The organism is Amycolatopsis sacchari, from assembly GCF_900114035.1.
Classification (GTDB): Bacteria; Actinomycetota; Actinomycetes; order Mycobacteriales; family Pseudonocardiaceae; genus Amycolatopsis_E; species Amycolatopsis_E sacchari.
On sequence record NZ_FORP01000006.1, the window covers coordinates 85,860 to 107,261 of the forward strand.

Annotated in this window: 19 protein-coding genes; 9 read left to right on the forward strand and 10 right to left on the reverse strand. The window is 71.9% G+C overall.

What is annotated here, in order from left to right; genetic code table 11:
- Positions 1–74: 74 nt before the first annotated feature.
- From BMZ92_RS12550 to BMZ92_RS12560, 3 genes are read right to left on the reverse strand one after another with little or no spacing between them, the layout of a single operon-like run.
- Positions 75–1,901, reverse strand: coding sequence for a dynamin family protein (locus tag BMZ92_RS12550; protein ID WP_091506474.1), 1,827 nt, complete (start codon positions 1,899–1,901; stop codon positions 75–77).
- Positions 1,898–2,350 (reverse strand): nucleotide exchange factor GrpE, encoded by a 453-nt coding sequence (locus BMZ92_RS12555; protein WP_177228658.1) that lies wholly within the window; start codon positions 2,348–2,350, stop codon positions 1,898–1,900. Before BMZ92_RS12555 ends, BMZ92_RS12550 begins: the two co-directional genes overlap by 4 nt.
- Positions 2,347–3,852, reverse strand: a complete 1,506-nt coding sequence (locus tag BMZ92_RS12560) for a dynamin family protein (RefSeq protein WP_245783041.1) — start codon at positions 3,850–3,852, stop codon at positions 2,347–2,349. Before BMZ92_RS12560 ends, BMZ92_RS12555 begins: the two co-directional genes overlap by 4 nt.
- Before the next feature lie 193 nt (positions 3,853–4,045).
- Here BMZ92_RS12560 and BMZ92_RS12565 point away from each other — a divergent pair, with 193 nt between their 5' ends.
- The 6 genes from BMZ92_RS12565 to trmB all read left to right on the forward strand — a co-directional run bounded on the left by BMZ92_RS12565 (position 4,046) and on the right by trmB (position 9,554).
- Positions 4,046–5,188, forward strand: coding sequence for a sensor histidine kinase (locus tag BMZ92_RS12565; protein WP_091506479.1), 1,143 nt, complete (start codon positions 4,046–4,048; stop codon positions 5,186–5,188).
- A complete protein-coding gene (locus tag BMZ92_RS12570) occupies positions 5,185–5,835 on the forward strand; it encodes a response regulator (protein ID WP_091506481.1) in 651 nt (216 codons plus the stop codon). The genes BMZ92_RS12565 and BMZ92_RS12570 overlap by 4 nt, the downstream gene beginning before the upstream one ends.
- A gap of 423 nt (positions 5,836–6,258) precedes the next feature.
- Entirely contained in the window at positions 6,259–7,200 is a 942-nt protein-coding gene (locus tag BMZ92_RS12575; RefSeq protein WP_091506483.1) for an ABC transporter ATP-binding protein, read from the forward strand.
- 14 nt (positions 7,201–7,214) lie between these two features.
- Entirely contained in the window at positions 7,215–7,982 is a 768-nt protein-coding gene (locus BMZ92_RS12580) for an ABC transporter permease (protein WP_143249855.1), read from the forward strand.
- Positions 7,983–8,256: 274 nt separating this feature from the next.
- Positions 8,257–8,832: a hypothetical protein gene (locus BMZ92_RS12585; RefSeq protein ID WP_091506486.1), complete on the forward strand. Its 576-nt coding sequence runs from the start codon at positions 8,257–8,259 to the stop codon at positions 8,830–8,832.
- 20 nt (positions 8,833–8,852) lie between these two features.
- Positions 8,853–9,554, forward strand: a complete 702-nt coding sequence (gene trmB, locus BMZ92_RS12590) for a tRNA (guanosine(46)-N7)-methyltransferase TrmB (RefSeq protein WP_091506487.1) — start codon at positions 8,853–8,855, stop codon at positions 9,552–9,554.
- Between the two features lie 56 nt (positions 9,555–9,610).
- Here trmB and BMZ92_RS12595 read toward each other — a convergent pair whose 3' ends face one another.
- A complete protein-coding gene (locus BMZ92_RS12595; protein ID WP_091506490.1) occupies positions 9,611–11,824 on the reverse strand; it encodes an FtsX-like permease family protein in 2,214 nt (737 codons plus the stop codon).
- Positions 11,821–12,519 carry an ABC transporter ATP-binding protein gene (locus BMZ92_RS12600; protein WP_091507057.1) on the reverse strand — a complete coding sequence of 233 codons (699 nt, stop codon included), beginning with the start codon at positions 12,517–12,519 and terminating at the stop codon, positions 11,821–11,823. The genes BMZ92_RS12595 and BMZ92_RS12600 overlap by 4 nt, the downstream gene beginning before the upstream one ends.
- 109 nt (positions 12,520–12,628) lie before the next feature.
- On the opposite strand from BMZ92_RS12600, the gene BMZ92_RS12605 reads away from it, so the two are divergent.
- Genes BMZ92_RS12605 through BMZ92_RS12615 form a run of 3 tightly spaced genes read left to right on the forward strand, consistent with a single transcriptional unit; the run spans position 12,629 to position 16,349 of the window.
- On the forward strand, positions 12,629–14,395 hold the full coding sequence (locus BMZ92_RS12605; RefSeq protein WP_245783028.1) for a sensor histidine kinase: 1,767 nt from the start codon (positions 12,629–12,631) through the stop codon (positions 14,393–14,395).
- A complete protein-coding gene (locus BMZ92_RS12610) occupies positions 14,392–15,042 on the forward strand; it encodes a response regulator (protein ID WP_091506495.1) in 651 nt (216 codons plus the stop codon). Before BMZ92_RS12605 ends, BMZ92_RS12610 begins: the two co-directional genes overlap by 4 nt.
- Positions 15,042–16,349 (forward strand): amidohydrolase family protein, encoded by a 1,308-nt coding sequence (locus BMZ92_RS12615; RefSeq protein WP_091506497.1) that lies wholly within the window; start codon positions 15,042–15,044, stop codon positions 16,347–16,349. Before BMZ92_RS12610 ends, BMZ92_RS12615 begins: the two co-directional genes overlap by 1 nt.
- On the opposite strand, the gene BMZ92_RS12620 is transcribed toward BMZ92_RS12615, so the two are convergent.
- The 5 genes from BMZ92_RS12620 to BMZ92_RS12640 form a co-directional block, all read right to left on the reverse strand.
- Entirely contained in the window at positions 16,346–16,855 is a 510-nt protein-coding gene (locus tag BMZ92_RS12620; protein ID WP_091506499.1) for a pyridoxamine 5'-phosphate oxidase family protein, read from the reverse strand. The genes BMZ92_RS12615 and BMZ92_RS12620 overlap by 4 nt on opposite strands.
- A 30-nt stretch (positions 16,856–16,885) precedes the next feature.
- On the reverse strand, positions 16,886–17,569 hold the full coding sequence (locus tag BMZ92_RS12625) for an SDR family oxidoreductase (RefSeq protein WP_091506501.1): 684 nt from the start codon (positions 17,567–17,569) through the stop codon (positions 16,886–16,888).
- Between the two features lie 31 nt (positions 17,570–17,600).
- Positions 17,601–19,610: a PhoX family protein gene (locus BMZ92_RS12630; protein WP_091506504.1), complete on the reverse strand. Its 2,010-nt coding sequence runs from the start codon at positions 19,608–19,610 to the stop codon at positions 17,601–17,603.
- Between the two features lie 84 nt (positions 19,611–19,694).
- The gene (locus tag BMZ92_RS12635; RefSeq protein ID WP_091506506.1) at positions 19,695–20,912 is read right to left on the reverse strand and encodes an MFS transporter; all 1,218 of its coding nucleotides are present in this window, start codon (positions 20,910–20,912) and stop codon (positions 19,695–19,697) included.
- Positions 20,902–21,360 carry a MarR family winged helix-turn-helix transcriptional regulator gene (locus tag BMZ92_RS12640; RefSeq protein ID WP_091506508.1) on the reverse strand — a complete coding sequence of 153 codons (459 nt, stop codon included), beginning with the start codon at positions 21,358–21,360 and terminating at the stop codon, positions 20,902–20,904. The genes BMZ92_RS12635 and BMZ92_RS12640 overlap by 11 nt, the downstream gene beginning before the upstream one ends.
- Positions 21,361–21,402: the final 42 nt, after the last annotated feature.

Consider the following 21,402-nt stretch of genomic DNA (forward strand, 5'->3'; position numbering starts at 1 on the left):
CACTGATCTCGGGAACTTGGACTCACCGTATGCCGGTTCGGTTCCCCGGCACAACCAGCCAGACCCGATCGGCATCAGCCCTGGTCGCGGATGGTGCGGATGTGGGACAACAGCTGTTCGGCCCGGTCACGGCCCTCCGCGGTCTCGCGGATCCGCCGGTTCAGCTCGGCGAGCCGGCGGGACCGTTCCTGGGTGTCCATCTTGATCGCCTTGTCGACTTCCTTCAGCTCGGTCTCGATGGCTTCGATGCGCCTGCCCAGCGCGTCGTCGAGCGCGAGCGACAGCTGCTGCTCGGCCTCGATGAGCTGCTCGGCGACCAGCTGGTCGAGCGTCGAGCGCGCGTCGGCGATCGACTCCACGAGCCACTGCTTCATGTGCTGCTTGTCCGCGGCGTGCCGGCGCGTGCGCGCCATCCACCAGCCCGCGCCGAGCCCGATGACGATCGTCGCGGGCAGCACCACCGGGTTCAGCAGGGCCACCCCGGCCAGCGGCAACGCGGCGATCTTGCCGGCGCCGACACCACCCGAGACGCCCATGAACACCAGCAGCTTGTCCTCCGGCGTCGGCGGCCGCTTGTCCGGCGGGCGCAGCACCACCTGCGGCCCGCCCGCACGCAGGAACTGGGCGCGGATGACGTCCAGCTCCTCGGGCGAGAACAGGTCGGCGAGCGCGACGTCGGTGACGCGGTTGAGCCGGAACGCCAGCGTCGCCGAGACCCGCTGCGAGATCATCCTCAGCGCCGCGTCCACCTGCTGCGGCAGCGCCTGCAGCTGCTCGCGCTTGGCCGCCTCGATCTGCTGGCGGAACCAGGACTGCGCGTCCCGCATCTGCCTGCTCGACTCGTGCCCGAGGTCGACGCGCGCCCGCTGGATCTCGCCACGCAGCTTAAGCTGCCAGCCCCGCGTGGAGGAACGCCGTTCCACCGCGAGCTGGTCACGGCGCTCGCGCAGGGCTTCGGCCTCGGCTTCGCCGGAGGACAGCGCACGCTGCTCCGCCTGCAGCCGCGCGTGCTGCTCGCCCAGTGCCGTGGCGAGGGCGCGCAACGTGTTGGCCTCGCCGAGCATCGCCGACCGGCCGAGCAGCTGCTCCTGCACGGCGGTCTGCAACGCGATGACGCCCGACTGCTCCCGCAGCAGCACGGCCGCCTGCTCGTTCGGCGCACGGCCGGCCATCTCGAACATGCGTGCCGACACGGGGTGGAACGCGCTGTCGGCGAACCGCGGGGCGTGCTCCGCCAGCAGCCTCCGGTCGGCTTCGAGCACCTCGCGCCAGCCGCGGAACTGGTCCGTTTTGGACAGTGCGAACAGGACGGTTTCGACGCGGTCACCCGCCCGGCGCAGGAAGTCCAGCTCGCCCGCGGTGAAGGGGGCCGACGCGTCGACCACGAACAGCAGCGCGGTGGCCCCGGCAGCGGCCTCCATCGCCAGTTCACCGTGTGCGGCGTCGAGCCCGCCGACGCCGGGAGTGTCCACAATGGAGACCCGTTCGAGGATCGGCACCGGGCCCGTGACCTCGACGTACCGGGGCGGGAGCTGGCCCTCGGGCAGCTCGTGCGCGGCCGAGACCCACCGGACCAGCTCGCCGAGCGGGATGCCCACCGGCGCGAGCTGACCGGGGTAGCACGCCTGCGCCGACCAATCCTCCGCGTGGTCGAACACCAGGTACGTCGCCGTGGCCACGTCGGCGTCGACCGGGGACAGCCCCGGCGTCGCGAGCAACGCGTTGACCAGCGAACTCTTGCCCCGGTTGGTCTCGCCGACCACGACGACCGACGGTTTGCGCGGCCGGGCGCGGCGGACGTCCTCCACCCACTGCGCCGCACGCGGGTCGTTCTCCCGCAGCAGCGCCAGCAGGGCTTCGCGCGCCTGCTTGACCTGCGCGGGCAGGCTCGTGACCGTCATCGCTTCGTGTACACCGTGACGACCGGGGCCCGCAGCAGCTGGTCGCGGTCGGCGAACCCGACCACCTCGGTCTCGGCGACCACGCCGTCCAGCGCCGGGTCGTCGGTCAGCACCGCGCCACCCGCCTCGTGCCGCGACGGGTCGAACCGCTGCCCGTCCGGGCGCACCGCCGTCACGCCGATCCCGGCAAGGCCCTGTTCGATGCGCTCGACCACGCCGCCGCTGCGCGCCCGGTCGAGGGCGTAGAGGCACAGCTGAATGAGCGCCTGGCGGTCGGCCAGCGCCCGCTCCAACAGCGAGTTCACGTCGTCGTTCGACGCGCCGCCGCCCGCCCCGGTTCCGTCGGCCTCCTCGATTAACTTCGCCATGTGCTCGGCCGGGATCTGCCCGGTCGGGTCCTCGGTGTCCGGGTCGGGTTCCCGGCGAAACCACGAAGGCACTGCACTCACCCCCGGTTCTCGCGCAGCTGTTGCCAGATCAGGAAGTACGCGCGGTGCACGACGTGGGCGACGCGGCTCTGCGCCGGGGTCGCGCCGAAGGACGCGAACGAACGCCACCAGCCCGCCCGCTCCAGCGCGTGCGCCGCCAGCTCCGCCCTCGTGCCGCCGGGCAGGCCCAGCTGGGCGTCGAGGTCGGCGTTGCTGCCCACCCGCAGCACCTCCTCGGCCAGGTCCTCGGGCAGGTCCACCGCCCCGCCCGCGACCAGGGTCAGCGCCTCCAGCAACCGCAGCTGGTGCGCCTCCGGCCGGGCGAGCAGGACCTCGATCGCGTCGTGGACGCGCTGCCGCTCCGCCGGATCACCCGACGCGTGCGCGAGCGCGGTCACCGAGGCGAGCGCGGCGGCGGCCTTGATGCCGTCGGCGCGGGCGGCGAACACGACGTTGAGCCTCGCCCGCACCGCGGCGAGCCCCGACGCGTCGAGCAGGATGCGGCGCAGCGACCCCGCCGGGATGTCCGGGTCGGCGCGGATCGCGTCGAGCGCGCGGCGCACGCCGTGCAGGTCGAGCTTCTCCAGCAGCCGCAGGCGCGTGCCGGCGGGCACGTCGCACTCCCAGCCGGTGAAGATGTCCGCCGCCATCAGCATGGTTTCGAGCGTCGCCTCGTCCAGCGCCGCCAGCCTGCGCAGCGCCTCGGCGTCGGCGGAGGTGAACTGCCCGGACTCGGCCGTCTCGGCGAGCAGACCGATCACCGGCAGCACGTCGGCGACACGGGGTTTGAGCAGGGCGGCCTGCTTCTCGGCGAGGATCGTGGCGGCCTTCCACACGTCGTCGCCCGCGCCCTCCACGGACTCCGGCGCGATCGTGTCCGCCTTGTTCAGCACGGCGATCGCGTTGACGGGCCCCGCCTCGCGGCTCGCCGTGGCGGCCGTGAACGCCGCCAGCGCCTGGTGGTCGTCGGCACGCACGCCCTGTGTCACGACGTACAGCACGGCCTCGGCGCCGGCGACCGCGTTCCGCGAGGTGTCGTCCAGCTCGTCGGAGCCCTGGTCCTGCTTCGCGGCGCCCAGCAGCTCCTCCGTGCGCGACACCGACGCCGCGTCGAGCGAGCCGAGCCCCGGGGTGTCGATGACGGTCATGCCCTGCAGCACCGCGCTCGTCAGGTACGCCTCCAGGTGCGAGACGGCGGCGATGTCGAGGCCGAGGTCGGCGGGGATGCTGCCGTCCGGCGCGAAGGGCAGCACCTGCTTGCGGCCGTTGCGGAACACCACCTCGATCCGGTCGACCGTGCCGTACTGGAAGCGGGTGACCAGCCGCGTGCACTCGCCGACGTCGGTCGGCGCGACCCGGCGCCCGATCAGGGCGTTGACCAGCGTGGACTTACCGGACTTGATGCGCCCGGCGACCGCCACCTGCAGCGGGGCACCGAGCCTGCGGACCACCTCCGCGAACCCGGCCGCGGTGCGGGCGGACACCTGCGGCTGCAGCCGGCGGCACAACGCGGCCACCGACATCGACAGCGGGCCAGCCAGACGGCCCTGGTCCGGCACGACGCGCCCCCCTCCGCAGTTCTCCGGAACCGGATACTGCCACGCATCGTCCCGGAGTCCCATCGAAGGTGCTACCGCCGGCTGACGCGGGTGCGGCCCGCCCGCGCCTACCGTGGACCCCGTGCGCCGACTGAGTCTCTGGATGCGCGCGCATCCGATGGTGGGCGACAGCCTCCTCGCCGCGCTGCTGGCACTGCTGGACCTGCTGGTGTTCGTGATCGCCGCGAACCAGCAGCAGCCGGACGGCCACCCGTGGTACGTCGCCGTACCGCTGGACCTGGCGATGGTCGTGCCGCTGGCGTTCCGGCGGCGAGCCCCGCTCACCACCGCCTACGTCGTGCTGGCCGTGAGCATCCCGCACAGCGTGCTCCAGCTGGGGTTCGGCAGCCTGTTCGCGAGCGTGATCGCGTTGTACACGCTGGTCGTCTACGTCGGGCGCAGGCAGGGGGCCTGGTACCTCGCGGCGCAGCTGGTCACGATCGTCGTGCAGACCGCGGTGACCTGGTCGACGCAGTGGGTGGTCGCGCTGATCGTGGTCACGGTGGCCTTCTCGTTCTGCTGGCTCATGGGCGAGTTCGTCGGCGCGCGGCGGGCGTACCACGCGGAGGTCGAGGCACGGCTGCACCTGCTGGAGACCGAACGCGACCACGCCAGCCGCATCGCCGTCGCCGTGGAGCGGGGGCGCATCGCGCGTGAACTGCACGACGTGGTGGCGCACGCGGTCAGCGTGATCGTCGTGCAGGCGGACGGCGCGTCGTACGCGCTGCGCTCGAACCCGGAGCTGGCGGAACGCGCCGTGCAGACGATCTCGGCCACCGGCCGGGAGGCGCTGGCCGAGCTGCGCAGGCTGCTGCAGGTCCTGCGCGACGAGGACGCCGGCGTGCCCCGCATCCCGCAGCCCGACGCCGAGTCGCTCGCCGAGCTGGCCGAACGCGTGCGGCAGGCGGGGGTGCCGGTGCGACTGGAGATCGAGGGCACGCTGACCGGGCTGCCCGCCGGGGTCTCGCTCGGGGTGTACCGGATCGTGCAGGAGTCGCTGACCAACACGCTCAAGCACGCCGGGCGCGGGGCGCGGGCGCACGTGCGCGTCGAACGCGGTGAGGACGTCGTCGAGGTCGTGGTCACCGACGACGGGGCGGGCCGGCTGCTGGTGCCCGCGGAACGGCCGCTGCCGGGCGGCAACGGGGTGATCGGGATGCGCGAGCGGACCCACGTCTACGGGGGCTCGCTCGAGGTCGGCCCGGTGCCCGGCGGTGGGTGGCGGGTGCACGCGACGCTGCCCGTTAGGTTGACGCCGTGATCAGGGTGGTGGTGGTCGACGACCAGGAGCTGATGCGGGCCGGGTTCCGCATGGTGCTCGGCGCGCAGGAGGGCATCGAGCTCGTCGGGGAGGCCGGTGACGGCGCGGAGGCGGTGCGGCTCGCCGAAGAACTGCGGCCGGACGTCGTGCTGATGGACGTGCGGATGCCCGTGCTCGACGGCGTCGAGGCGACGAAGCGGATCGTCGCGGCCGGGACCGCCCGCGTGCTCGTGATGACGACGTTCGACCTGGACGAGTACGTGTACGCGGCGCTGCAGGGCGGCGCGAGCGGGTTCCTGCTGAAGGACACGCCGCCGGCGCACCTGGTGTCCGCCCTGCACGCCGTGGCCAGCGGGGACGCGGTGGTCTCGCCGTCGGTGACCCGGCGCCTGCTGGACCGGTTCGTCAGCGCGGGCGCGCCACGGGACGAATCGGTGCTGGACGTGCTGACCGACCGGGAGCGCGAGGTGCTCGTGTTGATCGGGAAAGGCCTGTCGAACGTCGAAATCGCGGAAAAGCTGTTCCTCTCCGAGGCGACGGTGAAAACCCACGTCGGCCGCATTCTGGCGAAACTCGGACTGCGCGACCGCGTGCAGGCGGTCGTCCTCACGTACGAGACGGGCCTGATCCGGCCCGGTCAGGGCTGACGAACCCGGTTCTGATCTGTCCCGCGTGCGGGGCTCCTGGCTGCACCAGGTGTTCGACTGCCTGCACTGCGGTGCGGAAATGAGCGTCCCCGAGCGCGCTTTGGTCCCTGGCCAGGCCATGCACGTCGCTTGTGGCCGCTGCGGCGGGAGCACGGAGATCCCCAGCAGCGTCTGGTGCCCCGAATGTGGCCGGAACATCCGCAAGGAGGGCGTCGCCGCGCATTTGCGGAACATCTCAGGGCGCGGATGACGAAAGCTCAGGGGTCACTCAGGGTCATTCCCGATCGCGGGGGAGGGCCGGGCAGGGGAAGCTACTACCGCAGTCGGGTGGAAGTTCGACCTCCAGGATGACGCGCCGGCACCGCCCGATCCGAAAAGATGTGGCACGAGGGGCAATCGAAGGCCTGACACAGGGGAGCAGTCATGATCGAGGCACAAGGCCTCACCAAGCGATACGGCAAGACGCTGGCCGTGGACAACCTGTCGTTCAGTGTCGAACCAGGCCGCGTCACCGGCTTCCTCGGCCCGAACGGCGCCGGGAAATCCACCACCATGCGGATGATCCTCGGGCTCGACAACCCGACCGCGGGTTCCGTCACCATCGGCGGAAAGCGCTATCACGACCTCAAGTTCCCGCTGCGCACCGTCGGCGCGCTGCTCGACGCGAAGTGGGTGCACCCGAACCGTTCGGCGCGCTCCCACCTGCGCTGGATGGCGATGTCGAACAAGATCCCGATGCGCCGCGTCGACGAGGTGCTGGAGATCGTCGGTCTCACCAGCGTCGCGAACAAGCGGGCGGGCGGGTTCTCGCTGGGCATGTCGCAGCGGCTGGGCATCGCGGGGGCGTTGCTCGGCGACCCGGAGGTGCTGCTGTTCGACGAGCCGGTGAACGGGCTGGACCCGGAGGGCATCCTCTGGATCCGCAAGTTCATGCACCGCCTCGCCGACGAGGGGCGGACGGTGTTCGTGTCCAGCCACCTGCTGTCGGAGATGGCGCTGACCGCGAGCAACCTGGTGGTCATCGGCAAGGGCAGGCTCATCTCGCAGAGCACCACCCAGCAGTTCGTCGCCCGCGCCGCGGACAACACGGTGAAGGTGCGCAGCCCGCACCTCGATCGGCTGCGGCCCGTGCTCGAACGGGCGGGCGCCTCGCTCACGGACAACGACGGCGGCGTGCTCGTGTCCGGAATGGACAGTGACAAGATCGGTGAGCTGGCCGCGGAGAACGGCGTCGTGCTGCACGAGCTGAGCCCGCAGACGGGCTCGCTGGAGCAGGCGTTCATGCAGATCACCGGCGATTCGGTGGAGTACCACACCGGCCTCGAGGCCGAAGCGCAGCAGGTGCTCCGGACGAGCGCCGAATAGGGGAGACGAGAACAATGACTCTGCTCGCAGTGGAACGCATCAAGCTGTTCACCACCCGCTCGCCGTGGTGGTGCGCGCTGATCGCGCTCGTGATCACGATCGGGTTCTCGGCGCTGGTCGTCGGCAACTCCGGCGACGAGTTCCCGGCCACCGTCGCGTCGACCCAGTTCGGCTACAGCTTCGGGATGGCCGTGATCATGGTGCTGGCCGCGCTGTCGGTCACCACCGAGTACCGCTTCGGCACCATCCGCACCACCTTCCAGGCCGTGCCGCACCGGGCGTCGGCGCTGCTGGCCAAGACGACCGTCGTCGCGCTGCTCGCGCTGGTCATCGGGGAGATCAGCGCGTTCGGCTCGTGGGCCATCGGCACGGTGCTCAAGCCTAACGCGGACCTGGCGCTCGACAGCGGGGCCGACTGGATCAACGTGGCCGGGGTCGGCGTGGTCTACGCGCTGGCCGCCGTCATCGCGGTCGCCGTCGGCATCCTGCTGCGGCACAGCGCCGGTGCCATCGCGCTGCTGCTGATCTACATGCTCGCGGTGGAGAGCCTGGTCCGGCTGATCCCCAGCATCGGCGACGACATCTACGAGTGGATGCCGTTCAACGTGGCCAACAAGTTCCTCACCGGCAGCGGCGGCGCCAACGCCGGGCGGGACGCGGCGGCGGGCGCACCGCTGTCGACGTCGCCGCTGGACCAGGGCTGGGCGCTGGTGTACTTCGCCGGGGTGGCCGCCGTCCTGTTGATCATCGCGATCAGCACCGCCAAGCGGCGCGACGCGTAGGAACTCCCACAGGGGACTCCGGCGGACAGGCGCTGAAAAATTCGGGGAGCGCCCAGCCGGACAGGGGAAGAAAGGCCCGGGCCGCCATTCGGGGGGCGGCCCGGGCCTTCGCCATTCCGGGGGGCCGGTCATCGATTAATCCCTGGTGACCGTTAGCCGAATCAGGTTAAGACGTCGTTAATGATCTGTGTTGGGGGCCACAGGAAGCAGACATGGGGGGATTGACCAGGGAATATGGGTGTCACCACGTCAGGAAACCCGATGGAGGTGACCCTTGACGGTGGAAATCGGACGAGAGATCGCCATTCCCGTTCCCGCTCCGCGCACTGCCGCGCACCCCCCGCTTCTCGAACCGCTGGACGGCCTGCAGTGGTCCCACGCGATCGAGCTGCCCCGTGACGCCGCGATGGCGGCCAGACCGGCGGAGATCCGCCGCGCCTGGATCCACCGCGCCCCGGAGAGCGAGGTGCTGAGCCTCTACCGCGCGGTGTCCGCGAGCGGGGAGCAGATCCCCTGTCCGTGGTGGCTGCGCGCGCTGGCCGAGGGCAGGCTCGCCACCCGCGCGGACGGGTTCCGCGTCGAGGACCGCGTGGCGCAGCTGCTGGCGCGGCGCCCGGGCTGGGAGTACGTGCCGTGGGTCGCCGACGGCGAGTCCGGGTACTGGGAGTTCGTGCCCTCCGAGCGCGGCCGGTCGGGGCACCACATCCCCACGACGTTGCTGCACACCAGCAGGCACGACGGCTGGATCGACGTGCTGCCCGCGCACAGCGGCACCACCCCGGCACCGATCGCGGTCGCGGGCCTGGCCGGGCTGCGCTCCCGCCTGGGGGAGTTCGAAGCGGTGCGTTAGGGCCCGGCTAGTTTGGGCCTGTGGAGAGCGAGCAGCAGCCAAGACTCCGGAGCGTGGTCAGCTACGTGCAGCGCGGCGGGCGGATGACCGTCGGGCAGCAGCGGGCCTGGGAGCAGCACTGGCCGGAGCTGGGCCGCGAGGTGGCGGAGCTGCCGCCGGGTCCGCTCGACTTCGCCGGGTGGTTCGGGCGGTCGGCGCCGGTGCTGCTGGAGATCGGGTCCGGCATGGGCGAGACGACGGCGCAGCTCGCCGCCGCCGAGCCGGAGGTCAACTACGTCGCCGTCGAGGTGTACGAGGCGGGGCTCGGGCAGCTGATGCTGCGGGCCGAGAAGCTCGCGCTGCGGAACCTGCGGCTGCTGCACGGGGACGCCGTCGTCCTGCTGAACGAGCACATCGCGCCCGAATCGCTCTCCGGGGTGCGCATCTTCTTCCCCGACCCGTGGCCCAAGAAGCGGCACCACAAACGGCGGCTGGTGCAGCCGCCGTTCATCGAGCTCGTGGCGTCCCGGCTCGCGCCGGGCGGGATACTCCACCTCGCCACCGACTGGGCGCACTACGCCGACCAGATGCTCGAGGTGTGCAGCGCGGAACCGTTGCTGCGCAACCGCTTCCCCGACTGGGCACCGCGCCCCGGCTGGCGCCCCAGGACCAAGTTCGAGCAGCGTGCCGACGAAGAAGGCCGGGTCAGCCGCGACCTGATCTTCGAGCGGCTCCCGGCCTGAGAAAATCCCGGGAGCGCCGCCCTTCCCCCGACGAAAGGCGGCGCCCCCGGCCCCCGTCACTCGTCGGCCAGTGGTTCGGCTCGCACCCGCTTCAGCGCGGGGGTGCACACCGACGCGGCGAGCACGGCCACCCCGAGGCCGAGCACCACCGGAGCCAGCAGCCACGGCGTCAGCACCGCGGACACCCCTTCACGCCCCTCCCGAACGAGTCCGAACAACCCGATGCCCACGAGCATTCCCACCACACCGGCACCGATCGTCGCGGCGAGTGCGGGCAGCGCCGCCTCCGCCCGCAACGCCCGTGACAGCGTGCCGACCCCCGTGCCGGCCGCCATCAGCGCGCCGAACGTGCGGCGGCGGTCCATCACCGATCCCGCGGTGGCGATCGCCGCGCTGCACCCGGCGAGCACGGCCGCCGCGACCAGGCCGATGACCGTCACGCGGCGCAGGTCGGCCAGCTGGGTCTGCTGCTCCGCCAGGTAGATGTCGCGGTTGTAGACGCTCACGCCCTCCGCGACGAGCGCCGTGCGCACGACCTCGGGATCGCTGCCCTCGGTCGGCACCGCCACCCTGGCGTAGGACGGCACGACACCCGGCGGCACCGCTGCCGGGTCGACGACCGCGGACACGTTCACGGCCGCGTCCAGCGAGAACATCGGCGCGCTCCTGGTCCCGGCCACCAACGGCACACCCGGCGAGTCCCAGTCGCCGCTCACGCGGTAGCCGGTCAGCTCGTCGTCGCCGTACACCACCGGTCCCGGTACACAGCTGAGCTGGACGCGCAGCAACCGCACCGCGTCCTCGCACTTCGCCACGTACGCCTGCACCTTGCTGCCGTTGACCGACGTGAGCACCACCGAGTGGATCTCGGTCGCGCGCGCCTGCTGGCCCGAAGCCGCGAGCCGCTCGTTGATCCGCGCGATGGCCGGCCCGGCTTCCTTCGGCGACGTCGAGTAGGACAACGCCGAGTCGCGGAAGTCCCCGCCACCGCCGGACATCCGGTCGAAGCTGGGCAGCAGCGTGAGCGCCATCGAGCCGATCAGCACCGCGAGCACGACCCCGGCCGACGCCCGGTACGCGCCACGCGGGTCGTCCAGCAGCCGCCGCCCGGCGAGCAGGCCCGCCGGTTTCCGCCAGCGCTGCACGAAGACCCGCCCGACCGCGAACGTGAGCCACGGCCCGACGACCACCGCCGACCCGACCACCAGCAGCAACCCGAACAACACCATCGCCACGCTCGACGACTTGCTCGTCACCGCGAAGAAGAACACCCCACCCGCCACCGGCAGTGCCAGCAGCCGCCACGCCCGCAGCGGCTTCGGCGTGTGCCCGGCGACCGCGCCGACCGGGTTGCTCACCACGCGCCGCAACCCGGCCACCGCCGCGACCAGCACGAGCACCGGCATCGCGGCCACCAGCAAGGCCGTCATCACGGGCGGCAGCCCGAAGTCGCTCGCCAGCCACGTCCCGCCGCCCCACGGCACGTACGTCGCCAGCTGGTGCAGCACCGGGCTGATCGCGAGCCCGAGCAGCGCACCGGCCACCGCGGCGACCCCCGTCTCCGCCGCGACGATGCCGGTGACCTGACCCGGGGTGGCGCCGGCGAGCCGCAACGCGGCCAGCCGCCGTTCCCGGCGCGCGGCGGTCAGCCGCGCGGACGACGCGACGAGCACGAGGCTCGGCACGACCAGCACCACGACCCCGACCCCGGCGAGCAGCGACAACAACGGGTCCACCCGCGCGCTGGAGGGGCTGCTGAAGCCCGCGACGTGGTAGGCGTCGCCGGGCATCTCACCGGGCGCGTGCCCGACCACCGCGACGAACTGCTCCGGGTACTGCAGCGCCTCGTCGCTCAGCGTGCCGACGACCCGCCCGGGGAACCGGTCCGCGAGCGCGGGCGCGGGCAGCTCGTGCATGCGCTCGAACAACGCCGGGGACACGAGCACCTCGCCGGGAGCGGGGAACTTCGGCATCCCCTGCGGCAGCGCGATCGCCGAAGGGTCCGAGGTGGACGCCACGTCGAGTCGCGTGATCATGGTGCCCCTGCTGAAGTCCTCCGCCGAGGTGATCAGCATCGACTCGCCCTGCGAGCCGTAGTAGGGCTGCTGCCAGATCGCCCGCTCGGCCCTCGCCTTCGTCGCGTACGGCAGGCTCGCCAGCAGCAGCACGAGCCCGGTCGCGACGGCGACGCCGACGGCCATGAGGATGGTCGACGCCCGGGTGCGCCCGTCGACGCGCAGCACCCGGAACGCCAGGCGCACGGGGTTCACGCGACCGCCTCCACGGGCGACGAGATCTTGCCGTCGCGGATCGTGACGGTGCGCGGCAGTGACGCCGCCAGCTCGCGGTCGTGGGTCACGATCAGCACCGCGGCCCCCGCGTCCGCCGCCGCGACGAGCAGCGCGTCCATCGTCTCCTTGCCGGTGCGGGTGTCGAGAGCGCCGGTCGGCTCGTCGGCGAAGATCACCTTCGGCCGGTGGGTGAGCGCCCGCGCGATCGCGACGCGCTGCGCCTGCCCGCCGGACAGCTCACCGGGCCTGCTGCCACCGCGCTCGCCGAGCCCCAGCCGCCGCAGCCACTCCCGCGCCGCGGTCAGCGCCTCCTTGCGGGAGGTGCCGCCCAGCAGCATCGGCAGCGCCACGTTCTCCTCCGCGGTCAGCTCCGCGACCAGCATGCCCTGCTGGAACACGAACCCGAACTCGCTGCGGCGCAGCTCGCTGCGCTTCTTCTCGGACAGCTGGTCGATGCGCTGCCCGCCGAGCGAGATCTCGCCTTCGTCGGGGCGCAGGATGCCGGCCAGCACGTGCAGCAGCGTGGTCTTGCCGGACCCCGACGGCCCGACGATGGCGATCGCCTCGCCGGGCCGCACCTCGATGTCCACTCCCGCCAGTGCGAACTGCGTGCCGTACCGCTTCACCAACCCCCGTCCGGACAACACGGCCCGGTCGTTCCACTGTGGATTCATGCCGATCAGGTTCACAGCGGGGCGGGGGTGTCCGGATCGGCCGATCGGCCGATGTGGGGTGGCCGCCCGGCCAGGGTGCGCGAGCCCGCGAATCCTCTACCGTTCGGTTGTGCCGTTCTCCGATCGCGCCCGCGCGGCCTGGCGCTGGCTGGGCCTCGAGGGCGTCGTGCTGCTCGCGGCACTGCTGTGCGACGTGTTGATCATGCTCCCCGCCGCGTTCGACGACATCGGCCCGCGCGGGCGCGATCTGCTGTTGCTGCCCGGCATCGTCGCGATCGCCGGCTGCGCGCTGTGGGGGCGGGCGCACCCCGCGCGCGGGGCGTTCGGCGGGGCCGCCGCGCTCGTCGGCTCGACGGTGTTGATCCGGGCCACCGAAACCCCGCCGTTCTCCACGCTGCTGACCGACATTTCGCTGACCGAGACGATCGCCGGGGTCGAGCTGGTGTACCTCGCCGTCCGGTGGCTGCGGCCGGGCCTCGCGTTCGCGGCGGTGACCAACCTGGTGATCGCCGGGCTGTTCGCCTCGACGCTGCGCGGTGACACCAGGTTCGGTTCCGACCGGACGCTGCTGACCCTGCTGATGGGGGCGACACTGCTCGTCGCGGCGGTCGTCGCGGGGATGCGGTTGCGGCGCGAGTCCGCACCGAAGCACACGAACGCGCTCACCCGGCTGGTGCGGGACCAGTGGCCGCTGATCGGCGTGCTGACCCTGCCGCTGTTCCTGGAGCTGACCCAGGCACTGCAGCGCGGCCCGCGGGATTACCTGATGCTGCTGTGCTCGATCGCGAGCGCGGCGCTCGCCGTCTACGGCACGGTGCGGCCGGTCGTCGCCGGGGTGCTGACATCGGGCGTGTTCCTGCTGTCCGGGTTCTTCGGCTGGGTCGCCCCGGTGCGCTACAACCTGCCGTTCCAGGCCATGCCGCTGACCGAGATCGTCGCGGGCATCGTCCTCGTCGTGCTCCTGGTGCGCACGGCACGTCCGGCACAGGCGTGGACGGTCATCGGCGTGATGTCGGTGGCGGTCGCCCTCACCACGGCGGCCAACGTCTACAGCCGCACCGGTTTTTACTCGCTGGGGCTGCGGTCATTCGCGCTGGCCGCGCTGCTCGTGCTGGGCATCTCGGTGGCGATCGGGCTGTACTTCCGGGCCCGTGACTCCGAACGCGCGAAGGTCGTCGAGGCCGCGGTGACCGAGGCGCAGACCTCGGAACGGATGGCGCTGGCCCGCGAGCTGCACGACGTCGTCGCCCACCACGTCACCGGCATCGTGGTGCAGGCGCAGGCGGCGAAGCTGATCGGCGGCAAGAACCCGGCACTGGCACTGGACGCGCTGCAGCGGATCGAGGAGGCGGGCACCGAGGCGCTCGTCGCGATGCGGCGCCTGGTCCGCAGCATGCGCAGCGACGACGGGCAGACCGAGCAGGCGACCACGGACCTGGAAGCCGATCTGCGCAGGCTCGCCGACACCGCGCACCACGGCGTGCGCACGGACCTGAAGCTGGCGCTGACGCCGGACATCCCGCAGGAGGTCGCGCGGTCGGCGCTGCGCCTGGTTCAGGAGTCGCTCACGAACGTCGGGAAGCACGCCGCCGGCGCGACGCGCGTGGTCGTTCTGGCCGAGGTCCACGACCGCGAGCTGCACATCAGGGTGACCGACGACGGGAGGATGGAGCACGTGCGTCCCGCCGGCGGTGGAGTCGAGACAGCGACGCGCAGCGTCTCCGTTGAGGGTGGCGGTGGGTGGCGGGAGGGAGGATACGGTCTCGTCGGGATGCGGGAGCGGGTCGAGTTGTTGCACGGCCGGCTCCTGGCCGGGCCGGTCGAAGGGGGCTGGGCCGTGGAAGCGTGGTTGCCGCTCGAAGGGGAAGCCGAATGATCCGGGTGCTCATCGCCGATGACCAGAGCATGGTGCGCACCGGGTTCCGGATGATCCTGGAGAGCCAGGACGACATCGAGGTGGTCGCCGACGTCGCCGACGGGGTGGCGGCGGTGACGAAGGCGCGCGAGCTGCGGCCGGACGTGTGCCTGCTCGACATCCGCATGCCCGGGCTCGACGGGCTGGAGGTCACGCGGCAGCTCGCGGGGCCGGACGTCGCCGACCCGTTCAAGGTGGTCGTGGTCACCACGTTCGACCTCGACGAGTACGTGCACACCGCGCTGCGCAACGGCGCGAGCGGCTTCCTGCTCAAGGACGCGGGCCCGGCGCTGCTGATCGAGGCGGTGCGCGCGGCCGAGCGCGGGGACGCGCTGGTGTCGCCGCAGGTCACCGTGCGGCTGCTCAAGCACTTCGACGGCACGACGGCCCGTCGCGAGGTCGACCCGCCCAAGGAACCGTTGACGGCACGTGAACTCGACGTCGTGCGTGCGACGGCCCGTGGGCTGACGAACACCGAGATCGGGGCCGAGCTGTACCTGTCGCTGTCGACCGTGAAGACACACCTGGCCGCCGTCCAGGGCAAGATCGGGGCGCGCAACCGCGTGGAGATCGCGGCGTGGGCGTGGCGCAGTGGTTTGATGGACTGATGTCGTCGAGGTACACCGCTCCCGTTGTCCTGCCCTGTGATCCCGCCTGCACCGTCGTGCGCGACGGAGTCCTGGACGTCGACGACAGCGGGCGCATCACCTACTGCGGCCCGGCCGCCCAGGCACCGGCGACGTCGGCCCCCGTCACCGCGTTGACGGGAATCCTGTTGCCCGGCTTGGTGAACACGCACGCGCACAGCCCGATGACGTTGCTGCGGGGCATGGGCGGCGACCTGCCGCTGCTGCGCTGGCTCAACGAGATCATCTGGCCCGCCGAGGCGAAGCTGCGGGCGGAGGACGTGCGGGCCGGGATGGTGCTGGGCTCGCTGGAGATGCTCAGCCACGGCGTGACCACGAGCGCCGAGATGTACTTCCACCCCGAGGAGATGGCGGACGCGGTGCTCGCCACCGGTGCCCGCGCCGTGCTCGGCGGCCCCATCATCGGGCTGCCCGGGATCGACTGGCACGCGATGGTCCGGTCCACGGAACGGTGGATCGACACCGACGGCCTGCGGTTCGGGCCGGGCGAGCGGATCGAGCTGTCCTTCGCCCCGCACTCGGCGTACATGCTGCCGACGGAGGCGTTGCGGCTGACCGCGGAAGCCGCCGCGGCGCGGGGCGCGCTGGTGCAGATCCACGTCGCCGAGGCGGCGGACGAGGACCAGGAGCAGCGGGCGGAGTACGGCTCGGTGCCGCGGCTGCTCGGCGAGGTGGGCCTGCTCGACGGGCGGTTGCTCGCCGCACACGCCGTCCACCTGTCCGATGAGGACATCCAGCTGTTCGCCCGGCACGGGGTCGGCGTCGCGCACTGCCCCGGCTCGAACGGGAAGCTGGCGTCGGGGATAGCGCGGCTGGCGGACCTGCGGGCGGCGGCGGTCGCGGTGGGCCTGGGCACCGACGGCCCGGCGAGCAACGACGACCTGGACCTGTGGGAGGAGATCCAGCTCGCCGCACTGCTCGCCCGTCTGTCCACAAAGGACTCGACGGCGCTCGACGCACCGAGCGCCCTGCTCATGGCCACCCGCGGCGGCGCCGAGGCGCTGGGCCGGGACGACATCGGCGCGCTGGAACCGGGCCGCTGGGCGGACTTCGTGCACATCGAGACGGACGGCTTCGCCTTCGCGACCGGGCTCGACGTGCCCGACCCGCAGCTGCTGTCGAACCTCGTGTGGGCAGCGGGTTCCCGCCGCGTGCGGGACGTGTGGGTCGCAGGCGAACAGGTACTCGCCGACGGCGAATCCCCCCGCGTGGACCGGGAAAAGGCCTACGCCGCCGCGAGTGAGTCGGCCGCCAGGATCCGGGCTTAGCGGTCGAAGGTCCAGCGCGTCGCGCCGTAGGGCTCGACGGTGGCGACGCCGACGACCTTGGTGAACGTGAACCGGTAGACGTGCCACGGCGGCGCTCCGGCGCTGGGGGCGCTGTACGGCGCGGTGAGCGCGTCCCCCTCGACCTCGGCGGGCCAGCCGCCCGCGCGGTACCCCGCGGCGACCGCTTCGAGGGTCTCGCCGTCGGTCACGCGCTCCGCGGTGCCGTCGAGCACCAGGTCGATCCCCGGCAGCCGCGCGGAGATCGTGCAGCGCGGGTTGACCGCGAGGTCGCGGGCCTTGCGCGCCCTGGGGTTGCTGGTGAAGTACAGGTAGTCGTCCAGCCACTGCGCGCCGATGCCCGCCGCGTGCGGGATGCCGTCGCGGCAGGTGCCGAGGAAGTGGGTGACGTCGGGCGTCGGGTCCTGCGCCAGCGCGTCACGCGCCCGGCTCCAGGGCAGTGCGTCGCTGCCGTAGCGGTCCAGGTTCTTGGTCTCGGAAGGAGTCATACCGGTACAGACCGCGGACGCGGCCAGAACTCATCGGCGCCGGGGACGCACCACGACCTCCGTCGGGTGCGCGTCCGGCGTCGCCGTCACCGCGCCGAGCACGGCGGCGGCCACGGACTCCGGGCGCAGGTACTCCTCCGGCCGGTACTCGGTCCCCTCGGCCGCGGTCACGGCTTCCTGCATCTCCGTCGCCGTGCGGCCGGGGAAGACCGACGTGACGCGGACGCCGTGGGGTTCCTCCTCCAGCCGCAGGGTGTCGGCGAAGGCGCGGGCGGCGAACTTGCTCGCCGCGTACGGGCCCCAGCCCGCCTTGGCGTTCATCCCCGCACCGGAGTTGATCACCACGACGTGCCCGCGCGCGGCCCGCAGCGCCGGCAGCAGCAGCCGCGTGAGTTCCACCACCGCGAGCACGTTGACCTCGTAGTCGCGGCGCCACGCGTCGCTCGGCGCCTCCTCGACGGTGCCGAGCTCGGCCACGCCCGCGGAGTGCACCAGCACGTCGAGCCGGTCGATCCCCGCCGCGGCCTCCGCCAGTGCGGCGAAGTCGGTCAGCTCCACCGGCCACGGCCGCGCGTCCCGCAGCTCGGCGGCCTGCTTCTCCAGCGCCGACGCGTCCCGTCCGCCGAGCAGGAGGCGGTAGTGCGGCTGGAGGGCGACGGCGGTGGCGGCACCGATGCCACGCGAGGCACCGGTGACCAGGGCGAGCGAAGACATGCGCCCACGGTAACCGGTGCCCCGCCGGGCTTCAGTCCCGCCAGACGGAGACCACCGCGGGACGGGCGAGCGAGTTCCCGCCGTCCGGCCAGTGCGAGGTCGGCGCGGCCGGCGTGCCGTTCTCACCCGGGTGCTGCACGGCCACGACGACGAAGTCGTTCGTGACCACCGGGCCGCACGTCTCGGCGCCGACCGGCACGGTGAGGAACTGCTTGACGTGCCCGCGTTCCGGACCCGCGACCGGCACCGAGAACAGGCCGTCGTTGGAGCCGAGCGCATTGCCGTCCGTGGAGATCCACAGGTTGCCGTACGGGTCGAACGCCACGTTGTCCGGGCAGGAGATCGGGCTGACCTGGTCCTTCGGGAACCCACCGAAGTACGTGTCAGCCGTCTTCGGGTCCCCGCAGACGAGCAGCAGGCGCCAGGCGAACTTCGTCGACGCGGCGTCGCCCCAGGCCTCCTCCCACTCCAGCACGTGCCCGTTCTTGTTGCCGTTGCGCGGGTTCGCCTCGTCGGCGGCGGCCTTGCCCGCGGCACCGCGGTCGGTGTTGTTGGTCAGCGCGGCGTAGATGCGGCCGTTGACGGGGTTCGGCTCGATGTCCTCGGGCCGGTCCATCTTGGTCGCGCCCGCCTTGTCCGCCGCGAGCCGCGTGAAGACGTACACCTCCTCGGCGGTGAAGCCCTCCACGAAGGACTTGTCGCCGCTGGCGAGCGGGATCCACTCGCCGGTGCCGTCGAACTCGCCGTCGGCGGGCAGCTTGCCGGTGCCGTCGATGTCGCCGGGGTTGTCACCGGTGAACTTCGCGACGTACAGCGTGCCCTCGTCCAGCAGCGCCATGTTGTGCCTGCGGGCCAGCGCGCTGTTGCCCGGCTTGTACTTGCCCTTGGAGACGAACTTGTAGATGTAGTCGAAGCGCTCGTCGTCACCGGAGTAGACGGCGACCCGGCCATCCCTGGTGATCTTGACGTTGGCGGCCTCGTGCTTGAACCGGCCGAGCGCGGTGTGCTTCACCGGCGTGGAGTTCGGGTCGTTGGGGTCGATCTCGACGACCCAGCCGAACCGGTTGGGCTCGTTGGGCTCCTGCGCGACGTCCCACCGCTTGTCGAACCGCTCCCACTTGCGGGTGCTCGTGCCGGTGCCGACGCCGTAGCGCTTGAGCCGCGCCTGCGCGACCGGGTCGGTCACCTTGTCCGCGTTGGCGAAGTACTGGTGGAAGTTCTCCTCACCGGACAGCACGGTGCCCCACGGGGTCACGCCACCCGAGCAGTTGTTCTGCGTGCCGCGCACGCGGCGGCCGGTCGGGTCGGCGGAGGTCTTCAGGTACTTCGAGCCGGCGGCGGGACCACGCACCTCGAACTCGGTGTTCAGCGTGATCCGGCGGCCGTAGCGGCTCGGCACGACCTTCAGCCCGCCACCGCGCTGCTTCTCGACCTGCACGACGGACAGCCCGTGTGCCGCCCACGCGACCTCGACCTGCTCGCGGGTCGGGTTGTTCGCGTCGTACTGCGGGAACATCTGGACTTCGGTCGTGTACTCGTGGTTCACGACCATCAGCCACCGGTTGTGCCCGCAGCCGATGAGGCCCACGAAGTCGTTGTTGTAGCCGAACTGCTTGGCCTGCGCGGCCGCCGTCTGCTTCGCCGGGTCGAACTTCGGCGCGCCGGGCACCACCGGGTCGCCCCAGCGGATCACGACGTTCTGCCGGAAGCCGCGCGGCACGACGAGCGCGTCAGCGGTGTTCGGCGCGACCGGCGTGAAGTCCGTGCCGGGCACGGGACGGCCGGGCCGGGTCAGCGCGACCGGGGACGCGGCGGCCTCCGGGGCGGCGGTGCCGGACAGGGCGGCGAACCCGCCCGCGGCGGCGGCCATCACGGCACCGGCCTTGAAGGCGCCACGCCGGGAGAGCACGTTCTTCGCGACGTCGCCGAAGTACTCGTTGTCGGAGGTGTTCGGCGCCTCGTGGGCACAGGCGTTGCCGCAGCGGTACTCGCAGGTCACCGGCGATCTGCCGGAGTGCGCGAACAGGGGCAGAGACAGCACAAGGCCTCCATCACTCAGTCAGGGGAACGCCCGTGACGTTAAGCAACGAAGGCCAGGTACCGACAAACTCCGGGTAAACAGCTCCTAAAGCTCTTCGCCCACCAAAGCCGCCCCTTCCGGCAGTTCCCGGACGTCAGCGGACTTTTCGCGCACGAACAGCAGCCCGCCCGCGATCACGCACAGCACCGCCGCGACGAGGAACGGCGAGTGCGGCGAACCGAACCAGTCCGCGACGTGCCCGACCAGGGTCGCGGCGACCGCACCACCGAGCCAGCGGCAGAAGTTGTAGCCCGCGCTGGCCACCGGCCGCGGCGCGTCGCTGATCGACATCGCGGTCCCGGTGAACAACGTGTTCAGCAGGCCGGAGATCAGCCCGGACACGATCACCCCGACCACGACGACCGGCTTGCTCGGCACCGCGAGCACGAGCATCAGCACCGCGTACCCGAGCACCGAGACCGCGGTGGCGTGCCGCTCGCCGAGCCGGTGCGCGAGTTTCGGCGCGAGCACCACGCCCGCGATCGCGACGCACAGGCCCCAGCCGCAGAAGACCAGGCCGACGGCCACCGCACTCCACTCGAGCACGAACGGCGTCCACGCCAGCACCGTGAAGAACGCCGCGGTGTAGAGCGCCGAACCGATCGACGTGCGCAGCAACCCCTTGTGCGCCAAGGCGCGCAGCGGGTCGGCCAGCCGGATCTTCGGCCGTTCCTCGTCCGCGTCGCGGTTGAGGAAGATCGAGCACAGCACCAGCGCCGCGGCCATCAGCACCGCGGTGCCCATGAACGGGCCTCGCCACGAGATGCTGCCCAGCAGAGCGCCGAGCAGCGGCCCGACGGCGAGTCCGACGCCGAGCGCCGCCTCGTACAGCAGGATCGCGCCGGCCTGCCCGCCGGTCGCGGCGCCGACGATCACCGAGAGCGCGGTCGCGATGAAGAACGCGTTGCCCAGCCCCCACACCGCGCGCAGCGCGACGAGCTGGGTGATCGACCCGGCGGCGGCACACAGCGCCGTCGCGAGCACGATCAGCACGAGGCCGGTCAGCACTGTCCTCTTCGGACCGAACCGGGCGCTCGCGGCGCCGGTGATCAGCATGGCCAGCACCTGGACGCCGAGGTACGACGAGAACAGCAGGGTGACCTGAGACGCGGTGGCGTGCAGGCCCTCGGCGATGGACAGCAGGATGGGGTCCACCAGCCCGATGCCCATGAACGCGATGACCGCGGCGAACGCGGTGATCCAGACCTGTTTGGGCTGGCCCTTCACCGCGTCCAGCAAGCTTCCGTGAGCGTTACCGCTCATCGAGCACTTCCTCCTTCTTCTTGGCTGGATCGATCAGCCGTCGCAGTGCCGGCAGCGCGGTGTCGATGGCCGCGCGCTCGGCGGGGTCCAGAGCGGCGAGGCGCTCCCGCAGGAACTCCTCGCGGGCCACGATCAGCGCGTCGATGTACTGCCTGCCCGCCTCGGTGGCCTCGACGAGCACCGCCCGGCGGTCCTCGGGGTCGGCGGTCCTGGTCACGAGCCCGAGCCGTTCGAGCCGGCGCACCAGGTCGGTCATCGACGGCTGCCGCACCCCCTCCAGGTCGGCGAGCGCGCTCATGCGCCGCGGGCCGTTCGTGACCAGCTCGCCCAGGACGGAACCCTGGGTCAGGGTGAGCTGGTGTTGCGGGGTGAGGCGCCGGACCATGTAGTACAGGCGGAAGACGAGGGGCCGCAGCTCGTGGGCGAGTTCGTGCACTCCGGATGTCACTTAGCCAGTCTAAGCAATTTTATTTAGGGTGTCGAAGTAATT